Source organism: Plantactinospora sp. CA-294935 (assembly GCF_050936445.1).
Taxonomy (GTDB): Bacteria; Actinomycetota; Actinomycetes; order Mycobacteriales; family Micromonosporaceae; genus Plantactinospora.
In genome coordinates this window covers 7,145,173-7,171,473 of record NZ_JBNJMU010000001.1, presented here as the reverse complement: position 1 = coordinate 7,171,473, position 26,301 = coordinate 7,145,173, and the positions used below count along the sequence as shown (strand labels likewise).

Genomic DNA, 26,301 nt, shown 5'->3' with positions numbered 1-26,301 from the left:
GCATGGTCGAGACGCGCCGAACGGACGCGCCGGTCAACCCCGCCGAGCAGGCCGGTCACCTCGACCCGCCACCCCGGATGGGATTCTTCACCGACACCAGCGTCTGCATCGGCTGCAAGGCCTGCGAGGTGGCCTGCAAGGAGTGGAACCTCGTACCGGAGAGCGGGCTCGACCTGCTCGGCATGTCGTACGACAACACCGGGGCGCTGACCGCCAACTCGTGGCGGCACGTCGCCTTCGTCGAGCAACCCCGGCCGGTCGGCTGGCAGTCGTCACCGCCGCTGGCCGGTACCCCGGGCGGGCCGCCGATCAGCCCGGCCACCGCCGAGGCGGCCGCCGGTACCACCACCGACCAGGGGAGCAGGCCCGGGGTGCCGCCGGCCCCGGAACCCGGACCGGCCGGTCGGATGGCGGACGGAACCCAGTTCCTCGGCATGCCCGGCGCCAGCCTGCCCGGTCGGGAGCAGGACCGGGACGGGCGTACCGACCTGCGCTGGCTGATGATGTCGGACGTCTGCAAGCACTGCACCCACGCGGCCTGCCTGGACGTCTGCCCGACCGGCTCGCTGTTCCGCACCGAGTTCGGCACGGTGGTGGTACAGCAGGACATCTGCAACGGCTGCGGCTACTGCATTCCCGCCTGCCCGTACGGGGTCATCGACCAGCGCAAGGGCGACGGCCGGGCGTGGAAGTGCACGCTCTGCTACGACCGGATCGGTGCCGGGCGTACCCCGGCCTGCGCCCAGGCCTGCCCCACCGAGTCGATCCAGTACGGCGAGCTCGACGAGCTGCGCGAGCGGGCCCGGGCCCGGGTCGAGCGGCTGCACGCCGACGGCGTCCCCGAGGCACGGCTCTACGGGCACGACCCGGACGACGGTGTGGGCGGGGACGGCGCGTTCTTCCTGCTGCTCGACGAGCCCGAGGTGTACGGCCTGCCGCCGGATCCCGTGGTGACCACCCGGGACCTGCCCCGGATGTGGCGCCGGGCCGGGCTGGCCGCGCTGACCATGACGGCCGCCGTGGTGGCCGCGTTCGTCGGGCGGCCGTCATGACCCGGCGGACCGTCGGGCTCTCCGGGAGAGGTGGGACGGGATGACCGGGCCGGGCCCCGACGGCGACGGGCCGCTGGGACAGCACCTCGGGGAGGTCGGGGAGAGCCTCGACCGGCCGAACGGTGCGGAGCTGCGGCGCCGGTCCGGGCGGCGGGGCGGGCCGGGACCGGGGGTCGTCGCCGGGCAGCCGGTGGTCGTCCCGCCGGCCGAGTTCAGCTCGTACTACGGGCGGCCGGTGGTCAAGGCGCCGGTGTGGCGCAGGGACGTTCCGGCGTACCTCTTCACCGGCGGGCTGGCCGCCGGATCGGCGCTGCTGGCCGCCGGTGCGGACCTGACCGGCCGGGCGGCGCTGCGCCGGGCCGGCCGGCTCGTCTCGCTCGGGGCGGTCTGCGCGAGCGCCTACTTCCTGGTCAACGATCTCGGCCGGCCGGAACGGTTCCACCACATGTTGCGGGTCGCCAAGCCGACCTCGCCGATGTCGATGGGCACCTGGATCCTGGCCGCGTTCGGGCCGGCGGCCGGACTTGCCGCGGTGAGCGAGGTCGCCCCGGCGCTGTCCCGGCGCGGCGGGCTCGGGCTGGTCCGCCGGCTGCTGCCTCCGGCCGGCCGGGTCGCCGGACTGGTCGCGGCGGCGGCGGCACCGGGGCTGGCCACGTACACCGGGGTGCTGCTCGCCGACACCGCGATGCCGGCCTGGCACGACGCGTACCCGGACCTGCCGTTCATTTTCGGCGGCAGCGCGCTGGTGGCCGGCGCGGGCGCCGGGCTGGTCGCCGCGCCGGCCGCGCAGAGCGGCCCGGCGGCCCGGCTGGCGGTGGCCGGCGCGGTGGTCGAGACGTTCGCCGAGCGCCGGATCGCCCGGATGGGGCTGACCGGCGAGCCGTACCGGACCGGCCGGCCGGCCCGGCTGATCCGCGGCGGGCAGTTGCTGCTGGCCGCCGGTACCGCCGGCGCGCTGCTGGCCCGGGGCAACCGGACCCTCGCGGTGCTCTCCGGCGCGGCCCTGCTCGCCTCCTCGCTGCTGACCCGGTTCGGGGTGTTCGAGGCCGGGGTGGCCTCCGCCCGGGACCCGAAGTACACGGTGCTGCCGCAGCGGGAGCGGCGGGCGAGACGGGGGGCCGGCGCCGGCCCGTAGCCACGAGCGGGTGCCGTCCATGAGCCGAGACGGGGGTCACGCTCATGGCAGGGACAGTCGAACGCGTACGGGGACGGCGCAGCCCGACGACGGGCCGGTGGGGTCTGGTGGTGGCCGCCGTGCTGGTGCAGCTCGCCCTCGGCGCCGTGTACGCCTGGAGCGTCTTCAATCAGCCGTTGCAGCAGGCGTTCGGCTGGAGCAAGGCCGAGGCGGTGCTGCCGTTCGAGGTGGCGATCGGCACGATCTTCATCGGCAGCCTGCTCGGTGGCCGGGTGCAGGACCGGCGCGGTCCCCGGCCGGTCGCGCTCGGCGGCGGCGTGCTGTACGCGGTCGGCAACATCCTCGCCTCGCTGGTCTCCGACGCCGACCAGCTCTGGCTGCTGGTGCTGACCTACGGTGTGCTCGGCGGGATCGGGCTCGGCGCCGCGTACATCACCCCGATCGCGATGCTCAGCAAATGGTTTCCGGACCACCGGGGTCTGATCACCGGGATCGCGGTGGCCGGGTTCGGCTTCGGCGCCGTGATCACCGCCCCGGTGGCGAAGGCGCTGCTGGGCAACACCACCGACAAGCCCAGCGTCTTCCTGCCACTGGGCATCGCGTACCTGGTCGCGGTACTGCTCGGCGCCTCGTTCTTCCGCAATCCGCCGCCGGGCTACCAGGTGCCCGGGTACCGCCCGGTGACCACCGGCCGGGTGCCGGCCGGTACCCGGGTCTACACCCTCGCCGAGGCGCTGCGGACCCCGCAGTGGTACCTGCTCACCGCGATCCTGGCGCTCAACGTGACCTGCGGCATCGCCTTCATCTCGCAGGCCGCCGACGCCGCGCAGGCGATCACCGGGGTCGGGTCGGCCACCGCCGCCACCCTGGTCGCGGTGCTCGGGCTCTTCAACGGCGCCGGGCGGCTCTGCTGGGCGTGGCTGTCGGACCAGACCGGCCGGATGGTGGCCTTCGGCGGGATGCTGGCGCTCCAGGCGGTGTGCTTCTTCATCCTGCCGCACGCGGCCGGCTTCGCCTTCTTCGCGGTGCTCGCCGCGTTGATCTACCTCGCCTACGGCGGTGGGTTCGGCACCATGCCGGCGACCGCCGCCGACTACTTCGGCACCCCGCACGCCGGTGCGGTCTACGGGGCGATGATCGTGGCCTGGAGCATCGGCGGGGTGGCCGGACCGCTGTTGACCGCGACGCTCTTCGAGGCCAGCGGCAACTCCTACACCCTGCCGTTCACGGTCCTCGCGGTGATCGCGGTGGTCGCCCTGGTACTGCCGCCGATCACCCGGCTGCCGTCCCGAGCCGGTGCCGCCCGGCCGGACGACGAGGTCACCGGCCCGTGACCGGCACCTGCTCCCGACGATCGGCCGGCGACCTATCGGGACGGCACCGGCGGTCGGCGGGCGCCCCGGCGTGACGGGCCGCACGTTTCGCCGGCCCGGGCTGGCGGCGGCCGGTGTTGCCGGGCGTATGGTGAGCGGGCTCGGAGGGGGAGCGGGACCGGACTTTCCGCGACCGTCGGGCCGCCCCGGACGAGCCGGGCGGGGAACCGACGTCCAGTGCTTGTGCAGCACATCCGGCGCTTTCTCCGGACGTTCCGGTCGAACCGCGTGATCGTCTCCGGTTGCGGACGCTCGATGCCCGCAGTGAACCACGGCGCCGGCCAATGAGCCGGGACCCTGTGAATTTGTCAAGACCAGGTCACGAAATCTTGCGAAACTTCCTCGCTTTCCAATAAGTTCCTCCAGGCAACAAAAGTATGTCAGCCGGTCTGACGACCTGCCCGGAGGCAACAATGATGTTGATGACGCGGCGCGGCGACCAGCCGCTGGACGCGCGCGGTTCCCTCTGGCGCCCCGACGACGGGCGGCCGGCTCCGGCTGCCCCCCGCCGGCCCGCCGTACCGGCCCGGACCGGGGGGCGTCGGCGATGAGTGACGCTCCCGTGCTGCTGGAGATGCGCGCGATCACCAAGGAGTTCCCGGGGGTCAAGGCGCTCTCCGACGTCAACCTGGTGGTCCGGCGCGGCGAGATCCATGCGATCGCGGGCGAGAACGGCGCCGGCAAGTCGACCCTGATGAAGGTGCTCAGCGGGGTGTACCCGTACGGCAGCTACTCCGGGGAGATCGTCTATCGCGGCGAGGAGAGCCGGTTCTCCGACATCCGGGCCAGCGAGCAGGCCGGCATCGTGATCATCCACCAGGAACTCGCCCTGGTGCCCGGGATGTCGATCACCGAGAACATCTTCCTCGGCAACGAGCCTCAGCGCGGCGGTGCGATCGACTGGAAGAGCGCGAACCGGCAGGCCCTGGAGTTGATGGCCCGGGTCGGGTTGCGGGAGGACCCGGACACGCTGATCAAGGACATCGGCGTGGGCAAGCAGCAGCTCGTCGAGATCGCGAAGGCCTTCGCCAAGGACGTCAAGCTGCTCATCCTGGACGAGCCGACCGCCGCACTGAACGAGTCCGACTCGCAGCACCTGCTGGACCTGCTGCGCGGCTTCAAGCAGCGCGGCATCACCTCGATCATCATCTCGCACAAGCTCAACGAGATCGCCGAGATCGCCGACTCGATCACCATCCTGCGGGACGGCAGGACCATCGAGACCCTGGACGTCAAGGCGGACGGGGTGGACGAGGACCGGATCGTCCGGGGCATGGTCGGCCGGGAGCTGCACAGCCGGTTCCCCGACCACACCCCGAAGATCGGCGAGGTCTTCTTCGAGGTGCGGGACTGGACGGTCCGGCACCCCATCTCGGCCGACCGAATGGTGGCCAAGGGCTCCAGCTTCACCGTCCGGCGGGGCGAGATCGTCGGGTTCGCCGGGCTGATGGGCGCCGGCCGTACCGAGCTGGCGATGAGCGTCTTCGGTCGCTCGTACGGGGTCTACCAGGGCGGCCAGATCTTCAAGGACGGGCAGGAGATCGTGCTGAAGTCGGTGGCCGACGCCATCAAGCACGGCCTGGCGTACGTCAGCGAGGACCGCAAGTCGCTCGGCCTGAACCTGCTCGACGACATCAAGACCTCGGTGGTCTCCGCCAAGCTCTCGAAGATCACCGAACACGGTGTGGTCGACCCGGTACGCGAATACCAGGCGGCCGAGGGCTACCGCAAGAGCCTGCGGGTCAAGGCCCCGAACGTCGACGAGGGCGTCACCAAGCTCTCCGGCGGCAACCAGCAGAAGGTGGTGCTGGCCAAGTGGATGTTCACCGACCCGGACCTGCTCATCCTCGATGAGCCGACCCGGGGCATCGACGTCGGCGCCAAGTACGAGATCTACGGCATCATCCAGCAGCTCGCCGACCAGGGGAAGGGCGTCATCGTCATCTCCTCGGAGCTGCCGGAGCTGATCGGCCTCTGCGACCGCATCTACACGGTCTTCGAGGGCACCATCACCGGCAACATCGAACGGCGGGACGCCGATCCGGAACTCCTCATGAAGCAGATGACCTCAGCGAAGAAGGCGCAGATCCGGTGAGTCGCATAAAGGAACTCCAGAAGTCCCTGTTCGCGGGGACGACATCCAACGCCCGGCAGTTCGGGATGATCTTCACGTTGGTGGCGATCGTCCTGCTGTTCCAGATCCTGACCGACGGGCTGACGCTGAACTCGAGCAACCTGATCTCGCTGGTCAGCCAGTACTCGTACATCCTGATCCTGGCCATCGGGATGCTGATGGTCATCGTCGCCGGCCACATCGACCTGTCGGTCGGCTCGATCGCCGCCTTCGTCGGCATCGTGGTGGCCCGGGCCATGCAGGACTGGTCGCTGCCCTGGCCGGTGGCGATCCTGTTCGGCCTGCTGGTCGGCGCCGCGATCGGCGTCTGGCAGGGCTTCTGGGTGGCCTACATCGGGGTGCCGGCCTTCATCGTCACCCTGGCCGGGATGATGCTCTTCCGGGGCGGCAACCAGTTCATCGGCAGCGCCGACACCATCCCGGTGCCGGAGGGCTTCAAGGTGATCGGCGCCGGCTTCCTGCCCGAGGTCGGCCCGAACACCGGCTACAACAACCTCACGCTGCTGCTCGGGCTGCTCGTCGCGGTCGCCGTGGTGGTCCGGGAGTGGAAGGTCCGGCGTACCCGGCGGGAGATGGACGCCGACGTGGCACCGATGTGGATCTCGCTGATCCGGGTCGCCGTGCCGGTCGCGGTGATCCTGTACGCGGCCTTCCGGTTCGCCGGCGGCCGGGTCGGGACCAGCTTCCCGGTCTCCGGCATCATCCTCGGCGTCCTGGTGGTGTTCTACTCCTTCGTCACCCGGAACACCGCCGGCGGCCGGCACATCTACGCGGTCGGCGGCAACTCCCGGGCCGCGGAACTCTCCGGCGTCAAGCTCAAGCGGGTCAACTTCCTGGTCATGATGAACATGTCGATCCTGGCCGCGCTGGCCGGCATGATCTTCGTGGCCCGGTCGGCCGCCTCCGGGCCGCAGGACGGCATCGGCTGGGAGCTGGACGCCATCGCCGCGGTCTTCATCGGCGGCGCGGCCGTCTCCGGCGGCCTCGGCACCATCAGCGGGTCGATCGTCGGTGGCCTGGTGATGGCGGTGCTCAACAACGGTCTCCAGCTGATGGGTGTCGGCTCGGACCGGGTACAGATCATCAAGGGTCTGGTTCTGCTGCTGGCCGTCGCCCTCGACGTCTACAACAAGAACCGCGGGCGTTTCTCGATCATCGGATCGGTGACCCGCCCCTTCCGCCGGGAGACACCCACCGGGCCGGCGCCCACGCCCAGCGTCGAGACGGGTCAGGAGCCCGCCAAGACTCCGGTGGCCGGCTGACGGTCACCGCCGGTGGGGCGGAAAACCTCCGCCCCACCCCCCACCACCTTGTCAAGAAGGGCAACCTGCAATGCGTAGATTCCTAGCCAGGGGTGTCGCCGCCGGCGCCATCGCCCTGCTGGCCCTCACGGCCTGCTCCGAGCGGTCGGACGGCGGCGGCGACGAGGCCGGAGCCGAGAAGGGCTTCGCCGCCAACTCGCTGATCGGTGTGGCGCTGCCGGCCAAGACCTCCGAGAACTGGGTGCTCGCCGGTGACCTGTTCACCAACGGGCTCAAGGAGGCTGGTTTCCAGTCCGACGTGCAGTACGCCGGCGCCACCAGCACCGTCGCCGACCAGCAGGCGCAGATCTCGGCGATGGTCACCAAGGGCGCCAAGGTGATCGTCATCGGCGCGACCGACGCCGCGCAGCTCACCACCCAGGTCGAGCAGGCCAAGCAGGCCGGTGCCACCGTCATCGCCTACGACCGGCTGATCAAGAACAGCAAGGACGTCGACTACTACGTCGCGTACGACAACTTCAAGGTCGGCCAGCTCCAGGGCCAGGCGCTGCTGGAGGGCATGAAGGCGAAGAAGCCGAACGGGCCGTACAACATCGAGCTCTTCTCCGGCTCGCCGGACGACAACAACTCGGGTGTCTTCTTCGACGGTGCGATGGACGTGCTGAAGAAGGAGATCGACGCCGGCAACGTGGTGGTCGGGTCGGGTCAGAAGGACATCAAGCAGACCGCCACCGACGGCTGGAAGGCCGAGAACGCCCAGCGGCGGATGGACTCGCTGCTCACCTCGACCTACAGCAGCAAGACGCTGGACGGCGTCCTCTCCCCGAACGACACCCTGGCCCGGGCGATCCTGACCTCGGTCAAGGGTGCCGGCAAGCCGCTGCCGGTGGTCACCGGCCAGGACTCCGAGGTGGAGTCGGTCAAGTCGATCGTGGCCGGCGAGCAGTACTCGACCATCAACAAGGACACCCGGAACCTGGTCAAGGAGACCATCGAGATGGTCAAGGCCCTCCAGGCCGGTAACGACCCGAAGACCAACGACACCGAGTCCTACAACAACGGTGTCAAGGTGGTTCCGGCCAACCTGCTGGAGCCGCTGATCGTCACCAAGAAGAACGTGGTCGAGGCGTACGCCAACGACCCGAAGCTGGCCCCGCTCACCGCTGGCGCCAAGTAAGCAGCAGTAGCAGCGGGTTGCACCGTCCGGGTCCCCGGGATCGACGATCCCGGGGACCCGTCCCGTCTTCTCAGTCCGTCACCACCGTTCTCAGCCCGCGACGACCAGGGTCCGCCCGTCGTTCCGGGCCGGCAGCAGTTCGCCGATCACCGGATGGCCGGGCAGCTCGCCGGCGACCAGCAGGCCACCGGAGGTCTGCGCGTCGGCCAGCAGCAGCAACTCGTCCTCGGTGACCCCGGCGGCCTCGAGCTGCGGGCGCACCCAGGCCAGGTTCCGCCGGGTGCCGCCGCTGACGAAACCGTCGGCCAGCGCCGCCCGGGCCCCGTCCAGATACGGTACGGCCGACGCGTCCACCCGGGCGGTCAGCCCGGAGGCCCGGGCCAGCTTGTGCAGGTGGCCGAGGAGCCCGAAGCCGGTCACGTCGGTGCCACACCGGATCCCGGCCGACACCGCCGCCGCCGAGGCTGCCCGGTTCAGCTCGGTCATCGCTGCCACCGCCTGCGGAAACACCTCGCCGGTCTGCTTGTGCCGGGAGTTGAGCACCCCGACGCCGAGCGGCTTGGTCAGGGTCAGCGGCAGTCCGGCCCGGCCGGCGTCGTTGCGGATCAGCCGCTCCGGATCGGCGATCCCGGTGACCGCCATCCCGTACTTCGGCTCGGGGTCGTCCACGCTGTGCCCGCCGGCGACGTGGCAGCCCGCCTCTCGGGCCACGTCCAGCCCGCCGCGCAGCACCTCGGCGGCGAGCGTCAGTGGCAGCACCTCCCGGGGCCAGGCCAGCAGGTTCACCGCGACCACCGGGGTACCGCCCATCGCGTAGACGTCGGAGAGGGCGTTGGCGGCGGCGATCCGGCCCCAGTCGTACGGGTCGTCGACCACCGGGGTGAAGAAGTCGGCGGTCGCCACCACCGCGGTACCCGACTCCAGCCGGACCACCGCCGCGTCGTCGCCGTCGTCGAGCCCGACCAGCAGTTCGCCCGGCCCGGCCGGCGCGGACGTACCGACCAGACCGGCGACCACCTCCTCCAGCTCCCCGGGCGGGATCTTGCAGGCGCAGCCGCCGCCGTGCGCGTACTGGGTGAGCCGGTGGCGTTCCGTGGTCGTCACCGGACCACTGTGCCATCCGCCGCCGGCCGGTCGCAGCCGTCGATTGTCGCGGCCGGCGTGTGCGGCCGGTCACAGCGCTGCGCGGTGGGACTTCCCCGGCGGCTGGAGATCAGGTGTGGTTAAGTGCCGGTGAAAGGGTTTCGACAGTGGGGTGGGGATGAACGGGGCGGTCGATCCTCGGCGGCGGGTGCCACGCACCGACGTTCTGCTCGCCGATCCCCGGCTGGCCGCCGCCGAGGCCACCCTCGGGCGGGCCCGGCTCAAGATTGCACTCGGCGCCGCCCAGGACCGGGTCCGGCGCGGCGAGATCCCGCCGGAGGAGGTCGTCCCGGCCACCCTGGCCGCGCTGCCGGAGACCGCCGCCGGGCTGCGCCCGGTGCTGAACGCCACCGGGGTGGTGCTGCACACCAACCTCGGCCGGGCACCGCTGTCGGCGGCGGCCGTCGACGCGGTGGTGGCGGCGGCCGGACACACCGACGTGGAACTCGACCTGCGGACCGGGCGGCGGGCCCGGCGGGGCCGGGGTGCGCTGGCCGCACTCGCCGCCGCGGTGCCGGCGGCCGGCGCGGTGCACGTGGTCAACAACGGTGCCGCCGCGCTCGCCCTGGTCGCGACCGCGCTCACCGCGATGCGCCGGACGGACGGGACTGCGGCGCCGGGCGGCGGGCCGGCCGGTCGGGAGATCGTGGTCAGCCGGGGCGAGCTGGTGGAGATCGGCGACGGGTTCCGGCTGCCGGACCTGCTGGCCAGCACCGGCGCGACGCTGCGGGAGGTGGGCACCACCAACCGGACCGGGCTGGCCGACTACGCGGCGGCGGTCGGGCCGGGTACCGCGTTCGTACTCAAGGTGCACCCGTCGAACTTCGTCGTGCGGGGCTTCACCGCCGCCGTACCGGTCGACGAGTTGGCCGCCCTCGGCGTACCGGTGGTGGTGGACATCGGCTCCGGACTGCTGGCGCCGGACCCGCTGCTGCCCGACGAGCCGGACGCCGCCTCGGCGCTGCGGGCCGGCGCGGCACTGGTCACCGCAAGCGGCGACAAGCTGCTCGGCGGCCCGCAGGCCGGGCTGCTGCTCGGCGACGCCGAGCTGGTCGAGCTGCTCCGCCGGCACCCGCTGGCCCGGGCGCTGCGGGTGGACAAACTGACCCTGGCCGCCCTGGAGGCGACCCTGACCGGTCCGGAGACGCCGACCTGGCGGGCGCTGCGGGCCAGCCCGGCCGCGCTGCGGCTGCGCACCGAACGGCTCCGCGACCAGCTCGCCGCCGACGGCGTGAAGGCCGAGGTGGTCCCGCACGACGCCGTGGTCGGCGGCGGCGGGGCGCCCGAGGTCACCCTCGACTCGTGGGCCCTCGCCCTCCCCGAGGGGTACGCCGAACCGCTGCGCCTCGGCGACCCGCCGGTACTCGGCCGGCTGGAGCGGGGCCGGCTGCTGCTCGACCTGCGCTGCGTACCCGTCGACCGGGACGAGGCGGTGCGGGCCGCCGTCGCCCGGGTGCCCATGGGATGGCGGGAGAGCTGACGTGCAGGTCGTCGCCACCGCCGGACACGTCGACCACGGCAAGTCCACCCTGGTCCGGGCGCTGACCGGGATGGAGCCGGACCGCTGGGCGGAGGAGCGGCGCCGGGGCATGACCATCGACCTCGGCTTCGCCTGGACCGCGCTGCCGTCCGGGACGGTGCTGGCGTTCGTCGACGTACCCGGACACCAGCGGTTCGTCCCGAACATGCTCGCCGGGATCGGCCCGGCCCCGGCCGCGCTGTTCGTGGTCGCCGCCGACGAGGGCTGGATGCCGCAGTCCGCCGAGCACCTGGCCGCGCTGGACGCGCTCGGGGTCCGGGACGGGCTGCTGGTGGTGACCCGGACCGACCTGGCCGATCCCGCCGCCGCCACCGAACTGGCGCTCGTCGAGATCGCGGCCACCTCGCTCGGCAAGGTCGAGACGGTCGCGGTCAGCGCGACCACCGGCGCCGGGCTGCCGGAGCTGCGCGCCGCCCTGGACCGGCTCGCCGCCCGGCTGCCGGTGCCTGAGCCGAGCGCCCCGGTACGGCTCTGGGTGGACCGGGCGTTCACCATCAGGGGCAGCGGCACGGTGCTGACCGGCACCCTCGGCGCGGGGACCCTGCGTACCGGCGACGAGCTGGAGCTGACCGGCACCGGGCAGCGGGTCCGGATCCGGGGCCTACAGACCCTGGGTACCCAGGTGTCCGAGGTTGCCGGGGTGGCCCGGGTCGCGGTCAACCTGCGCGGGGTGTCCCGGGAACAGGTCGGCCGGGGCGACGCGCTGCTCACCCCGGGACGGTTCCAGCAGACCGACCTGGTCGACGTCCGGCTGGTCGGCGACCCGGTGGCCGAGCTGCCGGCGGAGGTCACCCTGCACGTCGGCTCGGCCGCGGTGACCGCCCGGGTACGCCCGCTCGGCGCCGACACCGCCCGGCTGCGGCTGGACCGGCCGCTGCCGCTGCGCATCGGTGACCGGGCGCTGCTGCGGGATCCCGGCCGGCGGCACGTGGCCGGCGGGGTGACGGTGCTCGACGTCGTACCGCCCAGGTTGGGCCGGCGGGGTGCGGCGGCCGACCGGGCGGCGGTGCTGGCCGGGTTGGACGGCCGTCCCGACGAGTCCGGGGAGCTGGCCCGGCGCGGCCTGGCCCGGCGGTCCGAGCTGGAGCGGATGGGCGTGACCGTGCGCACCGCACCGGTGGCCGGGGAGTGGCACGCCGATCCGGTGCGCTGGCGGGAGCTGCGGCGGCGACTCGTCGCCGAGGTGACCCGGTGGGCGCAGGCGCATCCGCTGGAGCCGGGCGTACCGGTCGAGACCGCCCGCCGTCTGCTGGAGCTGCCGGACCGGGCCCTGGTCGAGGCCCTGGTCGAGGCGCCGCTGCTGGCCCGCGACGGCCGGATCGGCCGGGGCGGGGCGACCGGCGCCCTGCCCGAGCAGGTCGCCCGGGCGGTACGGCGGGTCGGTGCGGAGCTGGCCGAGCGGCCGTTCGTCGCCCCGGAGGCGGCCCGGCTCGCCGAGTTCGGACTCGGCCACCGGGAGATCGGCGCGGCGGTACGGGCCGGCGCGCTGCTCAAGCTCGCCGACAACGTCGTACTGCTGCCGGACGCCCCCGAGCGGGCGATCCGGGTCCTCGCCGCGCTGCCGCAGCCGTTCACCCTCAGCACCGCCCGGCAGGCCCTCGGTACGACCCGGCGGGTCGCCGTGCCCCTGCTCGAACTGCTGGACCGGCGCGGCGCCACCCGCCGGCTCCCCGACGACGCCCGGATCATGCTCTCCGGACCGGGCGACCGCTGAGCCCACCGCCGATTCCCGACCCCGCCGACCCGCCGAGAGCGCCCCACTGGTCACGCACTCGCCAAGAGCATCTGCGGCAGCCGCGGGTCAGGGCAGCGCCGGTCGCCGGTCGGCCAGCAGGCGTCGCTTGTCGGGCTTGCCGGCCGCGGAGACGGGAACCTCGGCGATGAAGGTGACGTGTCGGGGGCTGCTCGCCGCACCGAGCCGCTCCCGGACGAGGTCGCGCAGCACGTCCGGTTCAGGCCGCCGGTCCGGCGCGGGGACGACGAAGGCGTGTACCGCCTCGCCGGTCTCCTCGTCGGGCGCGGCCACCACGTACGCCTCGGCCACGTCGGGATGGCTGGCCAGGACACGTTCGATCGGCCCGGCGTACTGGAGGTCGGCGTTCACGATGACGACGTCCCGGGCCCGCCCCAGCAGGTGCAGGTATCCGTCGGCGTCCAGCCGTGCGAGGTCGCGGGTGCGTACCCAGCCGTCGACGAACACCTCGGCCGTCTCCGCCGGGTCGGCCCAGTACCCGCTCGCCTGCGCCGGGGTGCGGACGAAGAGTTCCCCCTCGACCCCGGTCGGTACCGGTCGGCCGTCCCCGTCCCGGACCTGCACCTCGACGGCGGCCGGTGGCCGGCCCACCGAGGCGAGAGCGGCCGGCGCGGTGGTCGGCTCCGCCGGGGTCAGCATGGAGATCATGCCGGTCTCGGTCTGGCCGTAGCCGTGGTAGACGACCGGCCCGAGCACCGAGAGCGCCTCGGCGAGCCGGGCCGGGCCGAGCGGGGAGCCCGAGACCAGCAGGGCGCGCAGCGTGCCGAGGTCGACCGGTGCGGCGCGCTGGATCGCGACCAGCTTCGCCAGCCGGGGCACGGTGATCACGCTGGCGGTGGCCCGGTGCCGGACGATCGCGGCGGGGAAGAACGGCTCGGTGCCACGGGGCGGCTCGGCGACCACCATGGTCCCGCCGGCGGCCAGGGTGAGGATGCCGTACTCCAGCATCACCTGGCTGCTGAGTGAGCCGAAGACCAGGTAGCGGTCGAGGTTCGCGGCGAGGTCGCGGATCGCCGGAGGCCACCGGTCCGGGTACGGTGCCCAGGCGGCACCGAGTGCGGCGTACGTCTGGAGGCAGCCCTTCGGGTTGCCGGTGCTGCCGCTGGTGTAGATGACCCGACCGACGTCGTGCGGGCGTCCGGCCGGGACCGGCGTACGCGGGTACGCCCGGGTGGCGGTCAGCTCGGGTACCCCGTCGACCGGGCCGACCGCCAGCAGGGGGCGGCCGGCGGCGGCCGACCGGAGTTGCGGGGTCGCGGTCGACGGGTCGACCAGCACCGCCGTGATCTGATGGCTGAGCAGGTGCCGGAGCTGGCCGGGGGTGAGCCCGGGACGTACCCCGGCCATCCGGGCACCCACCACCTGCACCGCGACGATCGCGGCGAACGCCTCCGGCGAGACGCCGAGCACCACCGCCACCCCGTCGCCCGGGCCGACCCCCGCCTCCCGCAGGCCCGCGCTGATCCGGCCGACCAGGTCCGCCAGCTCGTCGGCGGTGACGGTACGCGGGCCGTGCTCGAAGACCGGGCGGTCCCGGCCGGTGCCGAGCAGGTCCAGAACCGCCTGCGGATAGCTCGGCTCAGCTCCCGGCATCGACCCGGACCTCCTCGGCGTTCCCGCCGTCGGTCAGGCGCTCGGGGACGACTTCGCCGTCGGTCAGGTGCTCGGCGACGAATCCGCCGTCGGTCAGGTGCTCGGTGCCGACCTCGCCGTCGGCCAGGCGTTCCTTCAGGAACGCGGCCAGCGGCTGCTGGTGCACGGTGGGCAGGTTCCACTGGTTTTCCAGGTTCTCCGCCAGGTGGTGCACCGCCAGCACCGTCCCGTCCCGGTAGTGCCGCACCACCGGGTGCAGATAGCTGGCCCGGTGCGCGGCGTGCGGGTCGTTCTCCGCGACCCGGGGGATCGAGACGTCGAACGGGTCCACCGCGTCGTGGTCCGCCCCGTACTCCAGCGTGACGACGAAGGCGGACGAGGCACCGGGACCGAGCCCGCCGTCGGCGAGGTACGCCACCGGCACCTCCTCGTGGAGGTACGCGCTGTCCCCGCGTACCGTCACGACGTCACCGAGCACGCCGAACTGCTGCCACAGCGCGGACGAGCGGTTGATCCGGGCGATGATCGCGTCGGTGATCGCCTCCGGGGTCGCCGCCAACTCCACGGCAGGCCACCCGACCTGGTGGTAGCGGGAGTTGAGGATCCGGTGCAGCGCCCGGACGCCGTACCGGAAGCCGTGGATGAATCCGCTGGTCGACCGCTTGAAGTCGCGTTGCTGGGTGAGCGTGCCGGCGAAGTACAGGTCGGGTACGGAGGTCGACTCGTAGCCCGGCGTCTGCTCCGGGAAGCGGTCGTTGATCACCAGTCGCGGCCGGCAGGTGTCGTCGAAGACACTCGCGTCGAAGCGGAAGCCGGTGCAGGCGATCACCCGGTCGTACTCGATCTCCCGGATCGCCTCGACCGTGCGGGCGTACCGGAACCGTACGAGGTAGCCGCCCTCCGGGCGCCGGTGGATGCTCTCGACCGTGCCGTCCAGGACGGCGTTCTGCGACTTGAGCTGGTACGTGTCGAGGAAGTTGTTGTTCACCGCCCGCAGGTGTCCGACGTAGTGCGTCTGCCAGGCGAACCGGACCGAGTGCGGCCCGGCGACGTGCACGACGGCGGCGGTCTCCACCAGGGCGTCGGCGGTCTCGAATCCGGAGTTGCCCTTGCCGATGACCATGACCCGCTGGTTGACGAAGTCGCGCGGGTCGACGCTGACCGTGTCGTACCGCTCGGCGGTCTCGATCCCCTCGATCGGCGGCAGGTGGAGCTGGGACACCCCGGTCGCCACCACCAGGCGGCGACCCCGCCAGGTGCGGCCGTCGGCGTCGAGCGCGTGGAACCCGTCACCGTCGCGGCTCACCCGGACCACCGTGGTCCGGTACTCGACCCGTACCCCGGTCGCCGTGGCGAAGTCGGCGAGATAGCGCACCAGGTCGTCCGCGTCCGGGAAGTACCGTTGGCTGTACCGGCCGAACAGCAGGTCGGGATCGTCGCTGAGCAGCGAGTTCCAGTCCGTCCGCAGGTTGAACTCCGGGTCGTCGGAGCCGGTGTAGACCTTGTTGATGGAGATCAGCCGGCGATGTCGCGGATAGGTGCTGAAGAACGTGCCCGGTGCGGCGCCGGCCTCCAGCACGACGTAGTCATGACCGTCGCGTTCGAGCAGGGCGGCGAGTTGCAGTCCCGCAGGCCCGGCCCCGATGATCAGGTAGTCGTGCGTCATGCGCGGGACGGTAGCCACCGGTAATCAGAGATGTCTCAGACCGCTCTGAGATTGCCCGGCTACGGTCGGCCCGATGACGATCCAGGCCCGCAAGGCGATCCGTCCCATCGACCTGACGCGGCCGCTGCGGGAAACGGACCTGCGCCGTGCCGCCGCCGAGATCCGCGTCGACATCACCACCCCGGTACGCGACCGGCTGCGGCGCTCCCGCGACCACCTGCGGGCGGTGCTCGGCGACGACCGCCCGGTGTACGGCGCCACCACCGGATTCGGTGCGCTGGTCGGGTTCGCCGGTCGGGACGACGAGGCCGACCAGTGCGACAACACGCTGGCCCATCTCGGCGCCGGTCAGGGCCCGGACATCGATCCGGCGGTCAGCCGGGCCGCGATGCTGGTCCGGGTCTGGTCGCTCGCCCAGGGCGTCTCCGGGGTTTCGGTGCGGGTCGTCGAGGGGCTCGCCGCGATGCTGGCGACGACGTTCGCGCCGGCGATGCCCCGCCTCGGCTCGGTCGGGGCCAGCGGCGACCTGATCCCGCTCGCCTACGCCACCCAGGCGCTGCGCGGCCGGGGCTGGGCCTATCTGGACGGCCGGCGCGTGCCGGCGGCCGAGGCGCTGGACAGGGCCGGCCTGACCCCGCTCGCCCTCGACGGGCGGGACGCCCTGGCACTGGTCAACGGCACCTCGCTGACCACCGCCGCCACCGCGCTCGCCCTGGACGACATCCGCCGCGCGCACCGGGCCGCCCAACTGCTGACCTGCCTCCTCGTCGACCTGCTCGGCTGCGACCCCGACCAGTTCCCGCACCCCCGGCTGCTGGCCGCGTACGGGCACCCCGGCGCCGTCGACGTCGCCGGGCGGATGCGCGGGTACCTCGCCGGTGCGGTGCCGTCCGGTGCCCGCCCGCTCCAGGAGGCGTACAGCATCCGCTGCACCCCGCAACTGCTCGGCGCGGCCGAGGACGCGCTGCGCTACGTCGACGGTGTGGTGGCGGCGGACCTGCGCGGCGTGAGCGACAATCCGCTGTTCTTCCCGGACGACGACCTGGTGCTGCACGGCGGGAACTTCTTCGGCCAGCCCGCCGCCTTCGCGGCCGACGTGCTGGCGATGGTCGCCGCCCAACTCGGCAACCTGGTCGAGCGCCAACTCGACCTGCTGGTCGACCCGGCCCGCAACGGGGGACTTCCACCGATGCTGGCAGCCGGACCCGGCCGGCAGCACGGTTTGCAGGGCGCGCAGTTGGCCGCCACCGCGATGGTGGCGGAAATCCGCCGGGCCGCCACCCCGGCCAGCATGCAGAGCCTGCCGACCAACCTGCACAACCAGGACGTCGTGCCGTTCGGTACCCAGGCCGCGCTCCGGGCGGTGGACCAGGCCCGGCTGCTCCGGCTGGTCTGCGGCACGCTCGCGGTCGGGCTGCGCCAGGCTCTGCACGTCGGCGCGCGTACCCCCACCGCCCCCGGCTGTGCCGCCGCGCTGGACCGCCTCGTCGCGCTGGTGCCGCCGATCGACCCGGACCGGCCGCTCGACGCGGACGTCGTCCGGGCCGCCGACCTGCTCGACCTGTTGACCGAACCGCCGGAGGCGCCGGCCGAGCCGGCGAACTGATTTTTCTCTGAGTTCTCCTTCGTACGTTTCCCCCGTGACCGCAGAGATGCTCGACTATCTGATCATCGGGGCGGGGCCGGCCGGACTACAGCTCGCGGCCCTGTTCCAACGGGACGGCCGGCGGGACTACCTGGTGCTGGAGGCGGCCGACGTCCCGGGCGCCTTCTTCACCCGTTTTCCACGGCATCGCCAGCTCATCTCCATCAACAAGCCGCACACCGGCTCCGACGACCCGGAACTCAACCTGCGGCTGGACTGGAACTCGCTGCTCAGCGACGACCCGGCGCTGCGGTTCACCCGGTACACCGAGCGCTACTTCCCGGACGCCGACGTGCTGCTCCGCTACCTGGCGGACTTCGCGGCGGCCACCGGGGTCCGGGTCCGGTACCGCAGCCGGGTGGTCCGGGTCGCCCGGGTCGCGGACGGCGGTTTCGCGGTCACCGACCAGACGGGTACCACGCACCGCGCCCACCGGGTCGTCGTGGCGACCGGGGTCTCCCAGCCGTACGTCCCGGCGATCCCCGGCATCGCGCACGCGGAGCGGTACGACGAGATGCCGGTCGACCCGCGGGACTTCCTCGACCAGCGGGTGCTGATCATAGGGAAGGGCAACTCCGCCTTCGAGACCGCCGACGCCCTGATGGAGACCACCACGCTGATCCACGTCGCCGGGCCGAGTTCGGTGCGGATGGCGTGGCGCACGCACTACGTCGGACACCTGCGGGCGGTGAACAACAACTTCCTCGACACCTACCAGCTCAAGTCGGCGAACGCGATCCTCGACGGGCACGTGCGCGACATCGAGCGGGACGCGGACGGCTACCGGGTCACCTTCAGCTTCTCCCGGGCCAACGAGGTCACCAAGGAACTGCGCTACGACCGGGTACTGGCCTGCACCGGCTTCCGGTTCGACCCGTCCGTCTTCGCCGACGGCTGCCGTCCGGCGCTCGCCATCAACGACCGGTTTCCGGCCCAGACCGCGCAGTGGGAGTCGGTGAACGTACCGGACCTCTTCTTCGCCGGCACCCTCTCCCAGCAGCGGGACTTCAAGCGGTCGACCAGTGGTTTCATCCACGGCTTCCGGTACGGGGTCCGGGCCCTGCACCGCATCCTCGAACGGCGCTACCACGACAACCCGTGGCCGGCCGAGAAGGTCGACGCGACCGCCGACGCGGCCGCCGACGCGATCATCGAACGGGTCAACCGCAGCTCCGCCCTCTGGCAGCAGTTCGGGGTACTCGCCGACGTGCTGACCGTGGCCGGGACGGACGCCCGCTACCACGAGGAGGTGCCGGTCGACTACCTCGTCGACACCGGGCTCGACACCGCCGACCATCCGGTCGAACACGCCTTCGTCGTCACGCTGGAGTACGGCCCGCAGCACGACCAGGTCGACCCGTTCGACATCTCGGTGAGTCGGATCGCCCAGGACGTGGCCGGCCAGGCGCACGACGCGGCATACCTGCACCCGGTGGTCCGGCACCACCACCGGGGCCGGGTGGCGGCGGTGCACCACCTGGCGGAGAACCTGGAGAACCGGTGGAACCGGCCGGACGTGCACCGCAGGCCGCTCGTCGCCTTCCTGGACCGCTGCCTCTCGGGCACCGTGGGCTGACCGCCATGCCCCCGGTCACGGACCAGGCGGGCCCGCGCCGCACACCCACGGCCGGCGCGGGCCCCCTGCTCAACGTCGACGACCTGTGGACGGAGGCACACCGCCGGCTCGACCCGGTGCACCGGGACTTCTTCGCCGGCGGATCCGGCGACGAGCGTACGCTGCGGGCCAACGAGACGGCGTTCGATGCGTACCGGATCCTGCCCCGGGTGCTGCGCGGCGGGGGCGCGCGTGACCTCCGTACCGACCTGCTCGGCGAGACGCTCGCGATGCCGGTGTTGGTGTCACCGACCGCCTTCCACCGGCTGGCCCACCCCGACGGGGAGGTGGCGAGCGCCCGGGCGGTCGCGGCGGCCGGCACCGTGATGGTGGTCAGCATGGCGGCCACCGCGCCGATCGAGGCGGTCGCCGGGGCGACGGACCCGGCCGGCCGGCCGGCGCGGCTGTGGTTCCAGCTCTATCCGCAACCGGATCTCGGCTTCACCGAGTCGGTGATCCGGCGGGTGGAGGCCGCCGGCTGCCGCGCCCTGGTGGTCACCGTCGACTCGCCGGTGCTCGGGCGCCGCGAGCGCGACCTGCGCAACGGTTTCCTCGACCTGCCGTCCGGGCTCCGCTGCGAGAACATGCGGGACCCGGAGACCGGGCGGGTCCGGGACATCGTGCTGGACGCCGACCTCGACTGGGCCCGGATCGAGTGGCTGCGCGGGACGACCCGGCTGCCCGTGGTGCTGAAGGGAATCCTGCACCCGGCCGACGCCCGGCTCGCCGTCGCGCACGGGGTCGACGCCGTGCTGGTCTCCAACCACGGCGGGCGACAACTGGACGGGGTACCGGCGAGCATCGACGCGCTGCGGGCGGTCGTCGAGGCGGTCGAGGGGCGGATTCCGGTACTGCTCGACGGCGGGATCCGCCGGGGCACCGACATCCTCACCGCGCTGGCGCTCGGCGCGGTCGCGGTCGGGGTCGGCCGGCCGGTCGTCTGGGGTCTCGCGGCCCGGGGCGAGTCCGGGGTACGCCAGCTCCTCGACCTGCTCCGCGCCGACCTCGTCCGGGCCATGACGCTGGCCGGCGCGGTCCGCCCCACCGACCTCGCTCCGGACATGATCGCGACGCGGGTGCCGCGATGAGCCGGCTTCCCGGGTTTCCGTGGTACGCGGCGGGCGTCCTGGTGGCGGCGGTGGCGTGGACGCTGCCGCGGTGGTTGCCACCGGCCGTGGTCCGGCTCCGCGAATGGATCTTCGTCCGGGTGAACGGCGTCGAGGGCATCCCGGTGCCCGGCCCGCTGGTCGGCCCGGAGCACTTCGAACGGGTGTACTCGGACCCGGCGGCGGACGGGCGCAGCCGGGGGGCCGGGCTCTCCGACCTGTTCTGGTACTGGCTGGCGCCCGGGCCGCAGATGCACCAGGAGCACCTGGAGCCGGGCGAGCGCTACCGCACGGTCGCCCGGACGACCCGGCGGGTGCTGGCGGTGTCGCAGCACCGGTCGGCCGAGCTGGCCGGGGCGGCGGCCCGACGTGTCCTCGACGAACTGCCGGCCGGCCGGACCAGCCAGGTGCGGCTGCGCGACCTGATGATGCCGATCTGGGCCGAGGTCTACCACGAACTCGTCTTCGCCGAGGCGTGCCCGCCCGACGTCCGGGCGCTGATCGTGGCCAACGCCGACGACGTGGTCACCGCGCTCAAGTGCTGCGGGCTGCGGCACCTGGACCGGCGGGACCGGCTCACCCGCCATCTGCGGGCCCGGGTCGAGGCCGGCACGGCACCGGTCACCCTGCCGGAGCCGTTCACCGCCGAGGAGACGACCTGGTATCTCCAGGGCACCTTCTTCAACACCGCCGTCGTGCAGATGTCCGAGGCGATGGCGCACCTCCTGCTGGCCCTCGCCCAACACCCGTCGGCCCAGCGGGACCTGATCGCGACCCTCGACGACCTCGACGGCGAGGGCGACCGGGCGCTGGACCGGGTGATCGACGAGGCGCTGCGGGTGCACCCGCTCTTCGGCGTGGCACACCGGATCACCTCCGGCCCGATCGAGGTCGAGCCGGGGGTCACCATCCCGGCCGGCTCCGTCCTGCTCTTCAACTATCTCGCCTTCCAGCGCACCGGGCCGGCCGCCGACGACACCTTCGACCCCGCCCGCTGGCTGACCCTGCGCCGGGGCGACGCGCACTTCGTCCCGTTCGGCGTCACCGCCAACCGGGCCTGTCCGGCCCGTGGCGTCGCCCCGGTGATGATGCGCGCGGTCACCCGGGAGGTGTTGCGCCGGTACGCCCTGGTCTCCACCGCGCGGCACACCCGCTCGCTGCCCAGCCGCGGCCCCTGCCTCCTGGTCCCGCCCGGGGCACCGTCGCCCGGGGGCGTGCGGCGGTGGTGGATGCGGTGGACGGACCGCTGGGCCGACGTGTGGCGCAGCCTCGTCCAACTGGTCCTGGGCACCTGGATGGTGGTCGACGCGCGACGCGTACGACTCTGCACCAGCTACTTCGAGGAGGTTCGGCCATGATCGAGGTCGGGTCCACAGCGGACACCGGGGAAGGCGGGACGGCATGAATCCCGTCGAGCTGGCGCCACGGTTCTTCATCGCCGTCGCGGCCATCCTGCTGGTCTGCCGGGCGACGACGTGGCTGCTCGGCAAGGTCGGCCAGCCGCCGGTGGTGAGCGAGATGCTGGCCGGCGTCCTGCTCGGGCCGTCGCTGCTCGGGCTGCTGGCCCCGGCCGTGCAGGACGCACTCTTTCCGGAGCAGCTCTATCCGGTGCTCTACATCGTCGGTCAGGTCGGTCTGGTCATCTTCATGTTCCAGGCGGGCTACGCGTTTACCTCGCACCCGGTGACCGGACTGGCCGGTACCGCCGGCGCGGTGTCGCTGGCCGGGGTACTCGCGCCGCTCGGCCTCGGCGTACTGCTGGTGCTCGCCACCGCGGGAGACGTGCCGGTGCTCGCCCCGGGCACCTCGGTCGGGGTCTCCGCCGCCTTCGTCGGGGTCGCCCTCGCCATCACCGCCTTTCCGATGCTCGCCCGGATCATCACCGAACGCGGGCAGGAGGGCACTCGGCACGGGTCGCTCGCCCTGGCCAGTGGCGCGCTGGACGACGCGGTCGCCTGGATCCTGCTCGCCGTCGTCCTCGCCACCGCCACCGGCCGGCCCGGCCCGGCACTCGTCACGGTCGCCGGCGCGATCCTGTTCGGGCTGCTGCTCTGGTCGGTGGGCCGGCGGGTGGCCGCGGCGCTGGTCGGCAGCGACCGGCTCGGTGACCAGTCCCGACTGCTCGGCCTGGTGGCACTGCTCTTCGTGGTCGCCTGGTACACCGACGAGATCGGCCTGTACGCGGTCTTCGGCGCCTTCTCGGTCGGCGCGGTGATGCCGCACCGCGCCCGCACGGATCGGATGGTTGCCACCGTCACCCCGGTCTGCCAGATCGTCTTCCTTCCGCTCTTCTTCACCTACTCCGGGCTGCACACCGAATTCGGGCTGCTCAGCCAACCCTCGGTGCTGTTCTTCGCGCTCGGCTGTGTCGCGGTCGCCGTCGTCGGCAAGTTCGGCGCCTGCTGGGCGGCGGCCCGGCTCCGGGGTGAGCCGAAGGGCGTCGCGGTGCGGATCGGCGTACTGATGAACGCCCGCGGGCTGATGCAGCTGATCGCGATCAACGTCGGCATGGCGGCCGGGATCGTCAACGCGACCCTCTTCACCGCCCTGGTGCTGGTCGCGCTGGTCACCACGCTGATGACCACGCCACTGCTGAGCTGGATCGACCGGCGCGAGGCTCGGAACCCCATTCCGGTTGCCACGAAGGATCCGGTGCCGGCGGTTCAACCGGTGGCCGACACGGCATAGAGATATCTATCACAGTCTATGTATGTCGGTGGGTGTGGGATTCTCAGCCTGTGCTACAGGCAAGCGAGGCGTCACCCACCGTACGCCGCCTGCTCCTGGTCGAGGACGACAGGGAACTGGCGGAACTGCTCACCGAGGTCCTGGCCGACGAGGGATACCTGGTCGACGTGGCCCCGGACGGCCAGCGCGGCCTGCATCTCGGGCTCACCCGGCGCTACGACGTCATGGTGATCGACCGGTTGCTGCCGGCGCTCGACGGGCTGCACCTGCTGGCCCGGCTGCGCTCCCGCGCGGTCGGCGCCCGCGCCCTGCTGCTCACCGCGCTCGGCACGGTCGACGACCGGGTCGCCGGCCTGGACGCGGGCGCCGACGACTACATGATCAAGCCGTTCGACCTCGACGAGCTGAGTGCCCGGATCAGGGCCCTCTGCCGGCGTACCTCGGACGGCGCCGAGGCGCTGCCGATCGGTGCCGGCCGGCTCGACCTCGGGCTGCGGGACGTGGTGCTCTCCGACGGATCCCGGGTGGCTCTCTCCGCCCGGGAATTCGAGCTGCTCCGGGTGCTCGCCGTACGCCCACGGGCGGTGCACTCCCGGGCCGAGCTGCGCCGCCGGGTGTTCGACGAGGCCGCCGCGTCGTCCATCGTGGACACCTACGTCTACTACCTGCGCCGTAAGCTCGGCCGGGCGGCGATCCGTACCGTGCACGGCCTCGGCTACCGGCTCGGCGAGCTGTGAGGGCCCGGCGGCCGGCGGCGCCGGCAGGGCTCTCGTGGATGGCGGCGGAGCGGGCGGTGGTCGCCCGGGCCCGTCGGCGGGTCGGCCTGCTGGTCGGACTCGCGGTGACCGTCCTGGTCTCGCTGGTCGGCGCCGTCTCCTACGGCATGCTGGTACGCGGCCAGGAGCGCCAGATCCAGCGGGAACTCGCCTACACCGCCGTCCGCGGCGATCCGTCCGGGCCACCCGGGTGCACCTGGCTGTTCCTGCTGCACGACGGCCAGCTCGTCTCCGGCGCCGTACCCGCGCCGGCCGGGTTCCCCCTCACGGCCGCGATGACCGCGACCGCCGCCACCCGGACCCCGGCCACCGACAGGATCGAGCGCAACGGCACCGTCTACTTCGTCCTCACCGAACCCCGTGGCGAGGACGTGGTGCAGGCGATCTTCGACGCCCGGTACCAGCTCGCCGACCGCCGCCATCTGCTCCTCGCCCTCGCCGTCGCGGAGCTGGTCGGGCTGCTCGCCGCGGTCGTCAGCGGGTTGGTCGTGGGCCGACTCACCGTCGCGCCGCTCGCCGAGGCACTCGCCCGGCAGCGCCGGTTCATCGCCGACGTCAGCCACGAGCTGCGTACGCCCATCGCGCAACTGCACACCAGGGCACAGGTGCTGGCCCGGCGGGCCGGCTCGACCGGCGTTCCGGCCAACTACCGGTCGGAGCTGGACCGGCTGGTCGGCACCAGCAGGCGGCTCGGCGAGGTCGTCAACGACCTGCTGCTCTCCGCCCGGCTGGCGGCCATGCCGGACGACCGGCCGGCCACCACTGCGGTGGACCTGGCCGCGCTCGCCGAGGCGGCGGTCGTCGCCGAGACCGACCGCGCCGCCGAACAGGGCGTGACGCTCACCCTCAGCCGTCCCGACGTGCCGGTTCCGGTGCCCGGGGTGGAGTCGGCACTGCGCCGGGTGATCAGTGAACTTCTGACGAACGCCCTGCGGCACACGCCCGCACACGGGCGGATCGACGTGACGGTGCGCCGCCGGGACGACGTCGCCGAGCTGATGGTGGTCGACACCGGTGAGGGCTTCGATCCGGCCGACCGAATCTTCGACCGGTTCCACAGCGGCGTGGGCGCCGAGAAGCGACACACCGGCCTCGGGTTGGCGCTGCTGCGCGAGGTCGTCACCGGCCACGGCGGCACGATCGAGGCCCGCAGCCACCCCGGCCAGGGCGCCCAGTTCGCCGTCCGGCTGCCGGTGCGGAGCGGTCCGGACCCGTGAGCTGCCCGGCGACCGGTGGCGGTGGCCGGGCAGCCGCGACCGCCGGGCCGCGGCAGCCGCGACCGCCGCAGCCGCCGGGCCGGTCGAACCGGGCGCGGTCGGCGTTGCCGGAGATCTGGCTGACAGTGTGCCGTTGCCGCTCGGGTGCGGAGCCGGTCGCCCCGGCATTCGGTCCTAGGTGATGCCCGGGGTGCCGCGCGGTTCCCGGACGGTCACCGCGTCGGCGACGACGACTCCGAGCAGGACGAGCATGACGGCCACGGAGACGAGCAACGGCGGCAGCAGGACCATCGTCGGCGCGATCAGGATCAGCACACCGATCCCGACCAGCCACGGTCGGGACACCCGGACGAACACCTCGTGCCCGAGCAGGATCCGGCCGGCGAGGAAGAGCACCGGACCACCGACGATCACCGCGACCCAGCCCCCCGGGGTGTCCTCCATCGGGTGCCGGATGATCAGCTCGTCGCTGACCGTGGTCAGGACGACGCCGGCCACCATGATCAGGTGGGCGTACCCGGCCCATTTGGTCTCCCGGGCCGGGTCGGCCGAGCCGGTGATCGCGCTGCCGAGCTTCTCCCTGGCCCGGTAGAAGTAGATCCACCAGAGCAGCACCGTGGTGGCGAACGAGATCAGCACGGCGACGGCCTGTTTCGGCGAGTAGTCGGTGCTCCGCACGGTCCGGGCGGTGATCACCACGGTTTCGCCGAGGGCGATGATGATGAACTGGCGGTACCGCTCGGCGAGGTGCTCACCGGCGGTGTTCCACTCCCAGGCCGGCGAACGTCCGATCCTCGGGGTGGGCCAGCGCACCACCGGCCCCAGGTACTCCATGGCCAGGGCCGCCGACCAGAGCAGCAGCCGTGGTGTGCCGGAGACGAAGACCCCGCCGAACCAGAGCGCGCCGGAGAGACTGAACCAGAAGATCCCGCGCAGCGGCCGGTTCCGTAGCCGGTGGCCCCGCAGGATCACCGCGAGGATCGTGCTGCGGAACAGGTGGATCCCGACGTACGCGGAGGCGAAGAGCAGGGCCCGACCGTCGAACGCCTCGGGCAGCGCGGTCGAGATCAGCAGGCTGCCGAGCATGATCGTGATGACCACCAGTTGTACGGCCGGCCGCCGCGAGTCCAGGGTGTCGGTGGTCAGGTTGGTGTACGACCACACCCACCAGATCGCCAGCAGCAGCAGAAACGTCTGGTAGGCCCCGAGCGGGTGCAGATTCATGAGCAACGCTTCGGCCAGCCGGGCCAGCATGAAGACGAAGACGAGATCGTAGAAGAGCTCCACCGGAGTGGCCCGCTGCGGCTGACCCGGATCGCGGATCAGCGTGGAGTGTCTGCCTGTCGCCATCGACCGCCTGTTCCCCCAACCCGCCGCACGCGGCCGCCGCCCAGCGCCCTGACCTGGGCGGACCCGTCACGCCCCA

The 26,301-nt window shown here is 72.7% G+C and carries 19 protein-coding genes; 15 read left to right on the top strand and 4 right to left on the bottom strand.

The annotated features are described in order from the left end of the window. Positions 1–2: 2 nt before the first annotated feature. The 6 genes from ACQEVC_RS31455 (at position 3) to ACQEVC_RS31430 (ending at position 8,133) form a co-directional block, all read left to right on the top strand. The gene (locus ACQEVC_RS31455) at positions 3–1,052 is read left to right on the top strand and encodes a 4Fe-4S dicluster domain-containing protein (RefSeq protein WP_432884789.1); all 1,050 of its coding nucleotides are present in this window, start codon (positions 3–5) and stop codon (positions 1,050–1,052) included. 40 nt (positions 1,053–1,092) lie between these two features. Beyond that, on the top strand, positions 1,093–2,187 hold the full coding sequence (gene nrfD / locus ACQEVC_RS31450) for an NrfD/PsrC family molybdoenzyme membrane anchor subunit (RefSeq protein ID WP_432884786.1): 1,095 nt from the start codon (positions 1,093–1,095) through the stop codon (positions 2,185–2,187). Positions 2,188–2,231: 44 nt separating this feature from the next. Continuing rightward, entirely contained in the window at positions 2,232–3,521 is a 1,290-nt protein-coding gene (locus ACQEVC_RS31445) for an L-lactate MFS transporter (RefSeq protein ID WP_432884784.1), read from the top strand. Positions 3,522–4,107: 586 nt separating this feature from the next. Beyond that, positions 4,108–5,655, top strand: a complete 1,548-nt coding sequence (gene mmsA, locus ACQEVC_RS31440) for a multiple monosaccharide ABC transporter ATP-binding protein (protein ID WP_432884782.1) — start codon at positions 4,108–4,110, stop codon at positions 5,653–5,655. After that, positions 5,652–6,956 carry a multiple monosaccharide ABC transporter permease gene (mmsB, locus tag ACQEVC_RS31435; protein ID WP_432884779.1) on the top strand — a complete coding sequence of 435 codons (1,305 nt, stop codon included), beginning with the start codon at positions 5,652–5,654 and terminating at the stop codon, positions 6,954–6,956. The genes mmsA and mmsB overlap by 4 nt, the downstream gene beginning before the upstream one ends. Positions 6,957–7,026: 70 nt before the next feature. Beyond that, positions 7,027–8,133: a substrate-binding domain-containing protein gene (locus ACQEVC_RS31430; RefSeq protein WP_432884776.1), complete on the top strand. Its 1,107-nt coding sequence runs from the start codon at positions 7,027–7,029 to the stop codon at positions 8,131–8,133. Between the two features lie 90 nt (positions 8,134–8,223). Here ACQEVC_RS31430 and selD read toward each other — a convergent pair whose 3' ends face one another. After that, complete coding sequence (gene selD / locus ACQEVC_RS31425) at positions 8,224–9,237, bottom strand: selenide, water dikinase SelD (RefSeq protein WP_432884773.1); 1,014 nt, start codon at positions 9,235–9,237, stop codon at positions 8,224–8,226. A gap of 157 nt (positions 9,238–9,394) precedes the next feature. Between selD and selA the strand changes: the two genes are divergently transcribed. Further along, positions 9,395–10,756: an L-seryl-tRNA(Sec) selenium transferase gene (selA, locus tag ACQEVC_RS31420; protein ID WP_432884771.1), complete on the top strand. Its 1,362-nt coding sequence runs from the start codon at positions 9,395–9,397 to the stop codon at positions 10,754–10,756. A 1-nt stretch (position 10,757) separates the two neighbouring features. Next, positions 10,758–12,530 carry a selenocysteine-specific translation elongation factor gene (selB, locus tag ACQEVC_RS31415; RefSeq protein WP_432884769.1) on the top strand — a complete coding sequence of 591 codons (1,773 nt, stop codon included), beginning with the start codon at positions 10,758–10,760 and terminating at the stop codon, positions 12,528–12,530. A gap of 87 nt (positions 12,531–12,617) precedes the next feature. On the opposite strand, the gene ACQEVC_RS31410 is transcribed toward selB, so the two are convergent. Together ACQEVC_RS31410 and ACQEVC_RS31405 are read right to left on the bottom strand one after the other, a co-directional pair. Beyond that, positions 12,618–14,162 carry a class I adenylate-forming enzyme family protein gene (locus ACQEVC_RS31410; RefSeq protein WP_432884767.1) on the bottom strand — a complete coding sequence of 515 codons (1,545 nt, stop codon included), beginning with the start codon at positions 14,160–14,162 and terminating at the stop codon, positions 12,618–12,620. Then, positions 14,149–15,828, bottom strand: a complete 1,680-nt coding sequence (locus ACQEVC_RS31405; RefSeq protein WP_432884764.1) for an NAD(P)-binding domain-containing protein — start codon at positions 15,826–15,828, stop codon at positions 14,149–14,151. The genes ACQEVC_RS31410 and ACQEVC_RS31405 overlap by 14 nt, the downstream gene beginning before the upstream one ends. Before the next feature lie 73 nt (positions 15,829–15,901). Here ACQEVC_RS31405 and ACQEVC_RS31400 point away from each other — a divergent pair, with 73 nt between their 5' ends. Genes ACQEVC_RS31400 through ACQEVC_RS31370 form a run of 7 tightly spaced genes read left to right on the top strand, consistent with a single transcriptional unit; the run spans position 15,902 to position 24,875 of the window. Next, on the top strand, positions 15,902–17,434 hold the full coding sequence (locus tag ACQEVC_RS31400) for an aromatic amino acid ammonia-lyase (RefSeq protein ID WP_432884762.1): 1,533 nt from the start codon (positions 15,902–15,904) through the stop codon (positions 17,432–17,434). 34 nt (positions 17,435–17,468) lie between these two features. Beyond that, the gene (locus ACQEVC_RS31395) at positions 17,469–19,049 is read left to right on the top strand and encodes an FAD-dependent oxidoreductase (RefSeq protein ID WP_432884759.1); all 1,581 of its coding nucleotides are present in this window, start codon (positions 17,469–17,471) and stop codon (positions 19,047–19,049) included. A 5-nt stretch (positions 19,050–19,054) separates the two neighbouring features. Beyond that, positions 19,055–20,176, top strand: a complete 1,122-nt coding sequence (locus ACQEVC_RS31390) for an alpha-hydroxy acid oxidase (RefSeq protein WP_432884758.1) — start codon at positions 19,055–19,057, stop codon at positions 20,174–20,176. After that, on the top strand, positions 20,173–21,552 hold the full coding sequence (locus ACQEVC_RS31385; RefSeq protein WP_432884754.1) for a cytochrome P450: 1,380 nt from the start codon (positions 20,173–20,175) through the stop codon (positions 21,550–21,552). Before ACQEVC_RS31390 ends, ACQEVC_RS31385 begins: the two co-directional genes overlap by 4 nt. Positions 21,553–21,595: 43 nt before the next feature. Beyond that, positions 21,596–22,882 (top strand): cation:proton antiporter, encoded by a 1,287-nt coding sequence (locus tag ACQEVC_RS31380; RefSeq protein WP_432884751.1) that lies wholly within the window; start codon positions 21,596–21,598, stop codon positions 22,880–22,882. A gap of 50 nt (positions 22,883–22,932) precedes the next feature. Beyond that, complete coding sequence (locus tag ACQEVC_RS31375) at positions 22,933–23,619, top strand: response regulator transcription factor (RefSeq protein WP_318397049.1); 687 nt, start codon at positions 22,933–22,935, stop codon at positions 23,617–23,619. A gap of 38 nt (positions 23,620–23,657) precedes the next feature. Continuing rightward, on the top strand, positions 23,658–24,875 hold the full coding sequence (locus tag ACQEVC_RS31370) for a sensor histidine kinase (RefSeq protein WP_432884748.1): 1,218 nt from the start codon (positions 23,658–23,660) through the stop codon (positions 24,873–24,875). A gap of 174 nt (positions 24,876–25,049) precedes the next feature. On the opposite strand, the gene ACQEVC_RS31365 is transcribed toward ACQEVC_RS31370, so the two are convergent. Continuing rightward, positions 25,050–26,225 (bottom strand): low temperature requirement protein A, encoded by a 1,176-nt coding sequence (locus tag ACQEVC_RS31365; protein ID WP_432884745.1) that lies wholly within the window; start codon positions 26,223–26,225, stop codon positions 25,050–25,052. Positions 26,226–26,301 lie beyond the last annotated feature (76 nt).